General features: G+C 45.9%; 9 protein-coding genes. 6 read left to right on the top strand and 3 right to left on the bottom strand.

Annotated elements, in window-relative coordinates; genetic code table 11:
- Window positions 1-32 precede the first annotated feature (32 nt).
- Entirely contained in the window at window positions 33-284 is a 252-nt protein-coding gene (locus IUA53_RS13635) for a helix-turn-helix domain-containing protein (RefSeq protein ID WP_000451746.1), read from the bottom strand.
- 117 nt (window positions 285-401) lie between these two features.
- On the opposite strand from IUA53_RS13635, the gene IUA53_RS13630 reads away from it, so the two are divergent.
- From IUA53_RS13630 to IUA53_RS13605, 6 genes are all read left to right on the top strand, one after another.
- Complete coding sequence (locus tag IUA53_RS13630; protein ID WP_015066602.1) at window positions 402-1,049, top strand: LexA family protein; 648 nt, start codon at window positions 402-404, stop codon at window positions 1,047-1,049.
- A 256-nt stretch (window positions 1,050-1,305) separates the two neighbouring features.
- Entirely contained in the window at window positions 1,306-2,895 is a 1,590-nt protein-coding gene (gene prfC, locus IUA53_RS13625; RefSeq protein WP_196897284.1) for a peptide chain release factor 3, read from the top strand.
- 13 nt (window positions 2,896-2,908) lie between these two features.
- Window positions 2,909-4,639 (top strand): arginine--tRNA ligase, encoded by a 1,731-nt coding sequence (gene argS / locus IUA53_RS13620; RefSeq protein WP_044056421.1) that lies wholly within the window; start codon window positions 2,909-2,911, stop codon window positions 4,637-4,639.
- A 246-nt stretch (window positions 4,640-4,885) separates the two neighbouring features.
- Window positions 4,886-7,231, top strand: a complete 2,346-nt coding sequence (locus tag IUA53_RS13615) for a S9 family peptidase (RefSeq protein ID WP_196897283.1) — start codon at window positions 4,886-4,888, stop codon at window positions 7,229-7,231.
- A 127-nt stretch (window positions 7,232-7,358) separates the two neighbouring features.
- A complete protein-coding gene (tsgA, locus tag IUA53_RS13610) occupies window positions 7,359-8,570 on the top strand; it encodes an MFS transporter TsgA (protein WP_196897282.1) in 1,212 nt (403 codons plus the stop codon).
- A gap of 1 nt (window position 8,571) precedes the next feature.
- On the top strand, window positions 8,572-9,525 hold the full coding sequence (locus IUA53_RS13605; protein WP_196897281.1) for a nucleoside hydrolase: 954 nt from the start codon (window positions 8,572-8,574) through the stop codon (window positions 9,523-9,525).
- 3 nt (window positions 9,526-9,528) lie between these two features.
- Here the strand turns inward: IUA53_RS13605 and IUA53_RS13600 are convergent, their stop codons facing one another.
- Window positions 9,529-10,878, bottom strand: a complete 1,350-nt coding sequence (locus IUA53_RS13600; RefSeq protein WP_044056425.1) for an 8-oxoguanine deaminase — start codon at window positions 10,876-10,878, stop codon at window positions 9,529-9,531.
- A 135-nt stretch (window positions 10,879-11,013) separates the two neighbouring features.
- Window positions 11,014-12,060, bottom strand: coding sequence for a PLP-dependent cysteine synthase family protein (locus IUA53_RS13595; protein WP_196897280.1), 1,047 nt, complete (start codon window positions 12,058-12,060; stop codon window positions 11,014-11,016).
- Between the last annotated feature and the right edge of the window lie 64 nt (window positions 12,061-12,124).

The raw sequence follows: 12,124 nt of genomic DNA, 5'->3' as shown, positions 1-12,124 counted from the left end.
CGTAAAATGCTGACCATTACTTGCCCTAAATCCTACTGGTTACTGGCTTTCAGTTCGCTTGGGCATTCGGGGTAGATGTCCGGTCTTAACTGAGATCGGGTTACCTGTCCTTGCGTAGCTTGTTCGATGGGTAAAACGAATTCAGCGGGAACACGCCCTGATTTATTCAACCAAAACCAGACGTTTTGCTGTTTTGAGTTGATGGCTCGTGCTAATGCTGATTGCCCGCCGACCAAGTCAATGGCACGGCGGAGATGTTTTTGTGTCGTGTTGAACACTTCCATACCGTCTCCTGTTACAATAATAACTGTTACAAGATTGAATGTTACAGTTTAAACTGTAGATAAGTCAACAGTTAAAATTGTTGAAAGGCTACAGTTTTATTTGTAGAATACGGGCTTATGAAAACTTTATCAGAACGACTAAACCATGCCTTGCAGCTTACTGGGGTGACTCAGTCTGAGTTGGCTCGTCGCATTGGTATCAAACAGCAGTCGATCAGCCAGATTTGCTCTGGTAAATCGGCTAGGTCTCGTTACACCATGCAGATCGCGGAGGCGCTTCGCGTGAATGCTCATTGGCTCGCCACAGGTGATGGCGAGATTGGCTTGGGGGTCGGTAATGTAGAAGTAGGGCCTGACATTAAAGGGAGTATTCCTCTTATTAATTGGGTTCAGGCTGGGGATTGGACTGAAATAGCGGAGGGATTTGCCTTTGAAGATGCAGAGGAGTGGCGTGAAGTCACTGGGAAAGCACATGAAGGTTGTTTCGCACTGCGCGTGAAAGGCGACAGTATGGAAAATCCAAGCGGCAAAAAATCAATACCAGAAGGTGCTGTTATAGTTGTAGATCCTGATGCTCCTTACTCATCTGGTTCATTGGTTGTAGCGCGGCTTGACGATTCAAGAGAAGCAACCTTTAAACAATTAGTCTTGGATGGTGAGCAAAAATATTTGAAGCCTCTTAATCCACAGTATCCAGCAATACCGATCAACGGCAACTGCTCAATTATAGGCGTTGTTAAACAAGCTATCATCGATTTTTGGTAGCGAAGGAATTTGTGGTTTAGCCACAGTTGTTCATGAGCTGAAGAAGCAACGATTGCAAACAGCTACAACTGAGCATTGGCGCACGCTGAGAGTAAATGGTAACCGATTAGATAACCATTGATTGTTTATAAAGTCAAGATCAGCGAAAATAGCGGCCAATTACGATTAACACGACGGATTTGACAAGCGAAGAACTGAAAAGAGAGTACTTCCAAAAGTGTGTACAAATCCGTGTACAAACTAAAAGAATTTATACATGGCAAACCAAGATTTTCTTAATGAAATCAATAAGCGAAGGACCTTTGCTATCATCTCGCACCCGGATGCGGGTAAAACCACCATTACTGAAAAAGTATTGTTGTTTGGACGCGCGCTACAAACCGCCGGTACCGTGAAAGGTAAAAAGTCAGGCCAGCATGCAAAGTCAGACTGGATGGAAATGGAAAAAGAGCGTGGTATCTCGGTCACCACCTCGGTTATGCAGTTTCCCTACAGCGACCATTTGGTAAACCTGCTAGATACCCCAGGGCACGAAGATTTTTCAGAAGATACTTATCGTACGCTAACGGCCGTTGACTCCTGTTTAATGGTTATCGATGCCGCCAAAGGGGTAGAAGATAGAACCCGTAAGTTGATGGAAGTCACTCGCTTGCGCGATACCCCAATCATCACTTTTATGAACAAGCTCGACCGCGATATTCGCGACCCAATGGAGCTGCTTGATGAAGTAGAAACCGAGCTTGATATCTTGTGTGCGCCAATCACTTGGCCTATTGGCTGTGGTAAAAGCTTTAAAGGGGTTTATCACCTTCATAGGGACGAAACTATTCTGTATCAAAGCGGCCATGGTCACACCATTCAAGATGTGCGCATTATTAAAGGGCTAGACAACCCAGAGCTGGAAACGGCAGTGGGTAGCGACCTTGCCGAAACCTTGCGCGACGAGCTTGAGCTGGTGCGCGGCGCATCTAACGAATTTGATCAAGAGCTATTCCGTGAAGGTCAGTTAACGCCGGTATTCTTCGGTACAGCATTGGGGAACTTTGGTGTTGACCACATGCTTGACGGCTTGGTTGAGTGGGCGCCAGCACCACTTGGCCGCGAAACTGAAGAAGGCACTATCGAGAGCTCCGACGGCAAGTTCAGCGGTTTCGTGTTTAAGATTCAGGCTAACATGGACCCGAAACACCGTGACCGTATTGCGTTTTGTCGTATCGTGTCAGGCAAATACGAAAAGGGCATGAAAATGCGCAACAGCCGCTTAGGCAAAGACGTGCGTATTTCTGATGCATTAACCTTTTTAGCAGGTGACCGTTCTCTGCTGGAAGAAGCGTATGCTGGCGATATTATCGGCCTGCATAACCACGGTACTATCCGTATTGGCGATACTTTCACGTCAGGGGATAACTACCGCTTTACCGGTATTCCAAACTTTGCGCCCGAGCTATTTAAGCGAATTCGCTTAAAAGATCCGTTGAAGCAAAAACAATTGCTTAAGGGGCTTATTCAGCTATCCGAAGAAGGCGCGGTTCAAGTATTCCGCCCCCTTGCAAATAACGATTTGATTGTTGGGGCGGTAGGTGTGCTTCAGTTTGATGTGGTTGTGGCGCGTTTAAAAGCGGAATACAACGTAGATGCACTTTACGAGCACATTAACGTAGCAACTGCCCGCTGGGTATACTCTGGTGATGAGAAAAAGCTTGATGAATTCCGCCGTAAAGGTGAGCAAAACCTGGCTTTAGATGGTGGCGACAACCTAACGTATATCGCACCGACTATGGTGAATTTACAGCTAGCGCAAGAGCGCTATCCTGATATTCAATTTACGAACACGCGCGAAAATTAAGAAAAGATACATTATGAATATACATGCACTACTAGTTAACCGTTTCACTGAAGCTCTACAAGAGATGGGCGTAGAAAATGCGCCAGTGCCAGTATCGCGCAGTGCTCGACCTGAGTTTGGTGAATATCAGTTTAATGGCGCCATGGCGCTGGCTAAGCAGCTTAAGCAAAAGCCTCGTGATATTGCAGAAAAAATCGTTGAGACAGTAAAGCTCGACGATATTGCCAGCAAGCTAGAAGTGGCGGGCCCTGGCTTTATCAACGTTCATCTAAACGACGCATGGTTGTCTAATCAATGTGAACTGTCGTTAACCGACCCTCGGTTAGGCATCGCAAAGTCGCCTGAGCAAAACATTGTAGTAGATTACTCATCGCCTAACTTAGCGAAAGAAATGCACGTAGGGCACTTGCGTACCACCATTATTGGCGACGCGGTAGTTAAGGTACTCGAGTTCTTGGGCCACAACGTAATTCGTCAAAACCACATGGGGGACTGGGGTACACAGTTCGGCATGTTGCTTGCGCACCTTTCTGATAAGTTGCAAGAAGAAGTGGCCGAAACAGCGCTGTCTGACCTTGAAGACTTTTATCGCGAAGCCAAAGTACGTTTCGATGAAGAAGAAGGCTTTGCCGACCGTGCCCGTGAATACGTAGTTAAGCTACAGGGCGGCGATGCACAGTGCCTAGCGCTGTGGGAAAAGTTTATCGATGTGTCTATTGCCCACTCTGAAGAAGTGTACGACAAGCTAAACGTAAGCCTTACGCGCAAAGACATTATGGGTGAGTCGGCGTATAACGAAGACCTAGCCAACGTCATTAGCGACCTTAAAGCGAAAGGCATTGCGGTAGAAGACCAAGGTGCTCAGGTGGTGTTTATTCCTGAGCTTGCCGATAAAGAAGGCAACCCTGCGGTATATATTGTGCAAAAATCTGGTGGCGGCTATTTATATGCCACCACCGACCTTGCGGCTATGCGCTATCGCAGCGGCAAGTTAAATGCCGACCGTACCCTTATTCTTACCGACGCTCGCCAAGCGCTGCACTTTAAGCAAACGGAAATTGTAGGCCGTAAAGCAGGCTTCATGAAAGAAGAGCAAACCTACGAGCACTGCCCATTTGGCATGATGCTAGGCAGTGACGGCAAGCCATTTAAAACCCGTACTGGCGGAACCGTTAAGCTCGTTGAACTGCTTGATGAAGCGGTAGAACGTGCAGGTAAACTCATTGCCGAGCGCGACAACGATTTAAGCGAAGAAGAGCTTAAAGAAGTCGCTCGCAAGGTAGGTATTGGCGCGGTGAAATACGCCGACCTTTCTAAAAACCGTACGACCGATTACATGTTCAACTGGGATTCAATGCTAAGCTTTGAAGGTAACACTGCGCCTTACCTTCAATACGCCTACACCCGTGTGAAGAGCTTGTTTAGAAAAGCGGGTGTTGATATGGCTACTATGCCGGTAGATATTACTATTGTTGAAAAACAAGAGCACGCACTAGCCGTATTGCTTATGCAGTTTGAAGAAGTGATTGGTCTGGTATCGCGCGAAGCGACGCCTCACGTGTTGTGTACGTACCTTTACGATGTAGCGTCAGCATTCATGACATTCTATGAAGCGTGCCCAATGCTGAAAGAGGGTATAGAGCCACAAGTACGCGATAGCCGCTTGGCGTTGTCTGCATTGGTGGCGAATACACTGAAACAAGGGTTAACGCTGTTGGGAATTGAAACACTAGAAAAAATGTAAGAGTCTGCGCAGACGCTCACTATTTCGGTGTATGTCGAATAGTTCACTAAGCTAAATACGAAAAAGCTAACACCGAGTGTTAGCTTTTTTTATGCTCACAATCCGCCTTTTTTGGTTTTAACGGTAATTATGGCTAATCTACCCTGTGTAAGATAACAGTAGGTGAGAAAAGTGCTACTGTACGAAAGTAACAATTAATAAAAATTGTAAAACGACAAGAATAAAGAGTAACAGGGACATCAACTGATGATAAAAAGAAATATGCTTGGCGCAGCACTCGCGACCTTAGTCGTGGCGGGGTGTGCAGCCACACAAAAAGACGACATTACGACAGAGACTATGGAAGTAAAACCTACCTTAACCCTTGATAGAATTTATCAAGATCGTGAATTCACGGGCGAGCGAAGCACTTATTTCACGTGGCTAAAAGATGGTTCTGGTTTTACGGTACTGGAAAAACGAGAAACAGTATTAGACGCCAAAGATGAGGACAGCGAAAAAAGCGGTATTGACGCGCTCAGCGATGTAGTGGGTGAAAATGAATCGTCAGTATCCGGTTTCGACATTGTTTTTTACAAGCCAGACAGTACGGGAAGAAAAGTTCTGGTTAACTTTGAAAACCTTATTCCCGAAGGCGAAGAGAAACCCATAAGCATTGAGCGCTACAGTTGGTCTGAAGATGGCAAGTGGTTGCTGGTATTCACGAATGGGCAAAAAGTTTGGCGTTCAAAGAGCCGTGGCGATTTCTACGTGCTGAATTTGGAAACAAATGCGTTAATGCAATTGGGAGGTGAACAGCCCGGTGATGCCAAGTTGATGTTCGCTAAATTTTCGCCGGACAGTAAGTATGTGGCTTGGGTAAGAGACAATAATATTTTTATGCAGCCTGTGGGCAGCAACAATGTTGAGCAATTGACCACAGACGGCGATGACAGCATCGTAAATGGTAATTTCGATTGGGTATACGAGGAAGAATTTGGTATTCGTGATGGATTTAGGTGGAGCCCAGACAGCCAGCGCATTGCATATTGGCAACTTGATACATCTGGGGTGAAAACCTTTACCATGATCAATAATACAGATGCGCTTTATCCCACATTAACCACATTCCCTTACCCGAAAGCGGGAGAGCAGAACTCTGCCGTAAAAGTGGGTGTCGTGGATATTACCAATAAACAAACCCATTGGGCGCAATTAGCGGGAGATAACAGAGACCGCTATATTCCACGGATTTCTTGGGCTGGAAAAGGTGAAACCTTACTTATTCAAGACGTAAACCGCCCGCAAAATACCAACACATTGTGGACATTTGATTGGCAGAAAAACACAGTCACGAATATCTTTACAGACAAAGATGATGCCTTTCTAGAATGGTACTACGACGCCACCTTTATTAACGACGGCGAAGCGTTTATCTGGCATAGCGAAAGAGATGGATGGCGTCATTTATATAAAATTGCCAAAGATGGCAGTCGTGTTGTTGACCTCACGCCGGGCGAATATGACATAGTGGATTTATTGGCGGTGAGTGAAAAAAACAATGCTCTTTATTTCACTGCTTCTCCAGAAGATGTATCGCAGCGCTACTTATATAAAGCAAGCCTAGATGGGACTTCTTCTGTACAGCGTATTACGCCAGAATCGTTTACGGGTACGAATAGTTATTATATGTCGGAAGACGGATCTTATGCCCGCCATAGTTTCAGTAACTTTACCACAGCACCTATGCGTCAAGTGATTAAAGTGGAAGGGCATGAGCCGGTAAAAACCCTTGTGACCAATGACGAGCTTAACGAAAAGTTGGCGCAAGAAAACTTACCTTCCCATGAGTTTTTCCAGGTTCAAGCGCAAGATGGCGTTACCCTTGATGGCTATATTATGTTTCCCCCGGATATGGATTCAAGTAAAAAGTATCCTATTATCTTCTACGTTTACGGTGAACCTTGGGGGCAAACCGTAAAAGATAGCTGGCGTGGTGGCAGTTATCTATGGGACGCTATGATGACGCAAAAAGGCTATATAGTGGCTTCTGTGGATAATAGAGGCACACGTGCGCCTAAAGGGCGAGACTGGCGTAAATCTATATACAAAGAACTTGGGGTCATTACCGTTCGCGATCAATCGGATGCCCTTAACGCCATGGCAGAGCGTTGGTCAGTAATCGATACCGATCGTGTTGGTGTGTGGGGGCATTCTGGTGGTGGTACGCAAACTCTAAACTTATTGTTTAGATATCCAGAGCAGTACAAAGTGGGGGTGGCAGTGGCGCCGGTACCTGACTTGAGCTTGTATGACACAATTTACCAAGAGCGTTATTCGGGCAATCCCAAAACCGATCCTGAATCTTACAAGCACAGTTCGGCAATTTATTATGCCGATGGTCTGCAAGGTGACTTGTTATTGATACATGGCACTGGCGATGACAATGTGCATTACCAAGGCTCAGAACGGTTAATCAACGAATTGATTAAGCATAATAAGCAATTCGACTTTATGTCTTATCCCAATCGTTCCCATGGCATTTATGAAGGTAAAAATACCACTCGTCATCTTAAAACCCTGATAAGTGATTACTTTATCGAACACTTGTAATGGCTAAGCGTTGATAGTGAAAGGCTGGCTAAATCCCAGCCTTTTTTATTGACTAAATGGTCAAATAATTATCACGAGGGATTGTTGTTTTAAACATAACTCGGTATAACATGGTTTTAGCATTGTCATGGATGCCCCCTTGAACCGAGTTTTCCTTACCGCTATTGCCTTTATGAGCTATATGATAATGGCGGGCTTATTAACCCAAATTGGGGTTATTTTGAACGCTGTTTCTAGCGTCCTTGGTAGTACGCCTTCACAATCCGTTGGGGTCTTTTCTTGGCTAACCGGCGGGGCGCTTTGTGGTACTTTTATCTCTCTATTCTTATACGCTAAATTCTCGCTAAAGCCGATACTGCTAACGAATTACAGTGTGTTTCTGTGTGCCTTGTTAGCGTTATCAATAAGCCAGCCTAACCAATTTTTTAGCCTAGCCATACTTTTGTTTGTACTAGGTGTATGTTGTGGCTGTGGGTTATCTGGTGGTGCGGTGATTATTTCTAAAACGTATCACGAAGCGAAACGAGCATCAGCGTTTATTGCCACTGACTGTGCCTTTAGTGCTGCCGGCTATATTTTCCCTTCTTTAGCCGTGCTAATAGTAGCAAGCCACTACGAATGGACCCTTAGCTACGCAGCGGTAGGTACGCTTGCGTTGGCATTGTGGGGGCTAGTGTTTTTTACCACGTTTCCGAAAACAGAGGCCGATGAAACAGGCGAACTATCTGCATTGCAGCAGTTTACCGGTATTCTTACGCCACGTGTATGCCTGATTGCCCTTGGGGTGTGTATTTATCTAATCTCGCAAACTACTTTTTTAACCTGGTCCCCTAATTATCTGCAAGCGGCATTTGGGCTAAGTGAAACTAAGGCTGCCAGCGTTGTGGGTAATTATTGGGGGATGTCTATTTTTGGACTTATTTCGGCGGCAATTTTGGTAAATAGAGTGCCGCAACGACGCTTTTTAATGATAGTAGCAGTGCTGGCCAGCGTGTTCACACTTGGCTTCGTACTTATTGAGCAAGGCACGCAGTTTTTGCTGTTGAGTTACTTTTTTGGCTTTGCGACTACCTGTATTTATAAGCTTGCTATGTCAGTGGGCTCGCAACAGTTACCTCGTGCTCCAGCCGTATTAATCACCTTTTTACTGTTTAGTGGCAGTATTGGAAGCACGCTTGCACCGGCGCTGTCGGGTTGGGTGGTAGGGCAATTTGGCGTTCATAGCGCCATGACAATGGCATGGTTAGGGTATTCGCTGGTGGCGCTTTTATTTGGCGCCTGTCTGTGGCTAGAAAAGCGCCATCAAGGTGTGCGCCATATAATGAAAGAAGGAATATAAGGTGGAGAAAATTATATTTGATACCGACCCTGGTATTGATGATGCAATGGCTATTTTGTTCGCGCAAGCGTGTTCAAACATCGACTTAATTGGCATAACTACAGGCTTTGGAAATGCAAATATTGCCACGGCAACCCGTAATGCGTTGTTTTTGAAAAAGCAATTTAAACTCGCTGCCGATGTTGCACGGGGAGCCGCAGAGCCTTTAGTTATTCCTGTGGATGAGCCTGCCGATTTTGTTCACGGAGACAATGGGTTAGGGAATATCGATATAGACGAAAGCAACTTGCCCAGCGTTGCCCCTTTAGCCGCCCCTGATTATATTATTGAAAAGTTACAGGAAAGCCCAGGTGAAATTACGCTGGTTGCCGTAGGTCGCATGACCAATTTAGCGCTGGCTCTGCGTAAGTGCCCAGAAATAAAAAGTTTGGTTAAGCAAGTTGTTATCATGGGCGGGGCGTTTGGACACAATGGTAAAACGGGAAATGTAACCCCCTTTGCAGAAGCCAATATTATTGGCGACCCTCACGCAGCTGACGAAGTGCTTAGGGCCGATTGGCCTGTCACTGTGGTGGGATTAGATGTGACAACCAAAACGATAATGAGCAATGCGTACTTACATGGGTTACAAAAAACGTCGCCTAAGTACGGAAAGTTTATTTACGATATTACGCGGTTTTATGCCAATTTCCATCAACAAACCGACCAGGTAGATGGCATTTATGTACATGATTCCTCGGCAATAATGTACGTAAGCGCACCTCATCTCTTTACTACAGTAGAAGGCCCTATCCGAGTGATTACAGAAGGGCCTGCTATTGGGCATACCATGCAAAAGACGCAAACAAAACGTTACCCGGTTGATGCATGGTCAGATTATCCATCACAAAAAGTTTGCTGTGATGTTGATGTGGAAAACTACCTGCGAATTTACCAGCAGGAACTGGCTAACTAGCTGCTAGCTTACAAGTTGCGCCGCTACTTTTCGGTGGCGCGCCATTAAGGCTTGGGTATCCACGCCTATAATTTCGCCTTCTCGCACACGCCATTTGCCACCTACCATCACATGTTCCGCTTTTTCAGCCCCACACAAAAGCAGTGCGGAAATGGGGTCGTGGCTGCCACTGAAGCGTAATTCGTCAAGTTTGAAAAATGCAAAGTCAGCTTGTTTACCCAGCGCAATTTCACCTATGTCGGTTCGCCCAATCAGTGACGCAGAACCTTTTGTCGCCCATCCCAGCACTTTTTCCGGCGTGATTTTTTCAGCACCGTATTTTAGACGTTGAAGGTAAAGCGCCTGGCGCGCTTCATACATCATATTAGACGCGTCATTAGATGCTGAGCCGTCAACGCCTAAGCCAATGGGGGAGCCCGCATCAATTAATTCAAGGGTTGGACACATACCAGACGCTAAGCGCATGTTTGAAACAGGGCAATGACAAATACCGGTACCCGCAGCTCCGAGCCGTTGAATTTCGTCTTGGTTAAAATGAATGCCATGGGCAAGCCAGGTTCTATCGCTTAACCAGCCTACACTTTCTAAGTAGTCGACCGTGCGCATACCAAACATTTTTAAACAGAAATTTTCCTCGTCTAAGGTTTCTGCTAAGTGGGTATGTAATCGCACATCCTCCGCTTCAGCCAGTTTAGCGCTATCAGCCATAATCTCCCGAGTAACGGAAAAAGGGGAGCATGGGGCGAGCGCTATTTGCATCCAAGCGCCTTCACCCCGTTGGTGATAGGTTTTAATGAGTCGTTCGCTGTCTTTTAATATTTCATCACCGGTTTGTACCGTATGACGAGGGGGCAGCCCGCCTTCATCTTCCCCTAAGCTCATAGAGCCGCGAGTTAATAAAGCTCGCATGCCCATGCGTTTTACGCTATCGACTTGTACATCTATGGCGTCTTCCATTCCTGTGGGGAAAAGGTAGTGATGATCGGTGGTGGTGGTACACCCAGATAGCAACAACTCGGCCAGAGCAACGTCACAGGCTAACGATAAGGCCTCAGGCGTCAGCTTTGCCCAAACAGGGTAAAGGGTTTTAAGCCATGGAAAAAGTGGCTGGTTTACCACAGGAGCCCAGGCACGTGTTAGCGTTTGGTAAAAGTGATGATGAGTATTGATTAAGCCAGGAAGCATAACCAAATCTGAAGCATCTTCTATAACATCAACGTGAGAGTTAGGCTGCTTGCCTAGCGCGACTAACTCTATAATTTTATCATTTTGAATAACCACACCACCGCGAGCGTCTTCTTGATTCGCAGTAAAAATAGCTTGTGGGTTTTTTATCCAACAGGTAGTAGGCATAACTTGGCTCCATAACATTCGTTTAAGTTGCCAGCTCAGTTATGCCCTGTCTGCTGATCCAGGCATCGCGAATGCGATAATTCATTATGCTAAAACATTTAAAGGGCAAAATAAAGTCTGCCAATAGGAAAGAAATTATGCCAGGTGATACTCATCTAATTGCGCAGCATAATGCGCAATATCACCAATCTCTTTTTCTACCCACCCGTTGTTATAATAGGTATCTTGATATCGCGCGCCGCTATCACACATTAAGGTTACCACCGAACCGGTTTGGCGTTCTTCACTCATGCGTTTTGCAATGTTTAATGCGCCCCACAAGTTTGTACCCGTGGATGGCCCGGCTTTTATACCTATTTTTGTCGCCAACCATTTCATCGCAGCGACACTCGCGGCATCAGGGACTTTTATCATGTGGTCAATCACATCTGCTTGAAAAGACGCTTCTACCTTTGGACGACCAATCCCTTCTATTTTACTGCCTCTGTCTGCGGTAATGGTAAGGTCGTTTTGCGTATAGCTTTGAAAAAACACAGAGTGCTCGGGGTCGACAACAGTTAACGTAGTGGGTAAACCTTTATAGCGAATATAGCGACCAATGGTGGCTGAGGTGCCCCCTGTGCCAGCGCCCATAACAACCGCATGGGGGATGGGGTGGGGCTCAGCACGCATCTGGTCAAATATGCTTTCGGCAATATTATTGTTGCCTCGCCAATCGGTGGCTCGCTCGGCGTACATAAATTGGTCCATAAAATACCCATTTTTGGCGCGCGCGATGGAAATGGCTTCGTCATGCATTTGCGTGGAGCAGTCGACGAAATGGCATTGTCCACCGAATTGTTCAATGAGAGAGATTTTACTTTGCGCCGTTGAGCGGGGCATAACAGCAATGAAAGGAACGCCAATCATACGCGCGAAGTAGGCCTCTGAAACTGCGGTACTGCCCGACGAAGCCTCTACAATGATGGTATCTTGTTTGATTTTGCCATTGCACAGTGCATACAAAAATAACGAGCGTGCCAGCCTATGTTTTAAGCTACCTGTAGGGTGGGTGCTCTCATCTTTGAGGTAAAGATCGACGCCAGGTATTTTCACTCTGTCTAGTTTAATTAAATGCGTATCTGCTGAGCGTTGATAATCGGCGTTTATTTTACTTATTGCTTGTGAAGTCCACGACACCATGACAATGAATCCAACGAGAAAAACGAGGTTATAGAATATCAGTATTCCTGCGTCTTTTTTCAAA

The sequence above is a fragment of the Alteromonas sp. B31-7 genome (assembly GCF_015767655.1).
Taxonomy (GTDB): domain Bacteria; phylum Pseudomonadota; class Gammaproteobacteria; order Enterobacterales; family Alteromonadaceae; genus Alteromonas; species Alteromonas australica.
Note: the sequence above shows the minus strand (reverse complement) of the source record. Positions and strands in the feature narration are given on the sequence as shown.

Excerpts from the sequence above, each read along its gene's own strand:
- IUA53_RS13635 (WP_000451746.1), bottom strand. The coding sequence starts at position 284 with ATGGAAGTGTTCAACACGACACAAAAACATCTCCGCCGTGCCATTGAC.
- IUA53_RS13630 (WP_015066602.1), top strand. The coding sequence starts at position 402 with ATGAAAACTTTATCAGAACGACTAAACCATGCCTTGCAGCTTACTGGG.
- prfC (WP_196897284.1), top strand. The coding sequence starts at position 1,306 with ATGGCAAACCAAGATTTTCTTAATGAAATCAATAAGCGAAGGACCTTT.
- argS (WP_044056421.1), top strand. The coding sequence starts at position 2,909 with ATGAATATACATGCACTACTAGTTAACCGTTTCACTGAAGCTCTACAA.
- IUA53_RS13615 (WP_196897283.1), top strand. The coding sequence starts at position 4,886 with ATGATAAAAAGAAATATGCTTGGCGCAGCACTCGCGACCTTAGTCGTG.
- tsgA (WP_196897282.1), top strand. The coding sequence starts at position 7,359 with ATGGATGCCCCCTTGAACCGAGTTTTCCTTACCGCTATTGCCTTTATG.
- IUA53_RS13600 (WP_044056425.1), bottom strand. The coding sequence starts at position 10,878 with ATGCCTACTACCTGTTGGATAAAAAACCCACAAGCTATTTTTACTGCG.
- IUA53_RS13595 (WP_196897280.1), bottom strand. The coding sequence starts at position 12,060 with ATGGTGTCGTGGACTTCACAAGCAATAAGTAAAATAAACGCCGATTAT.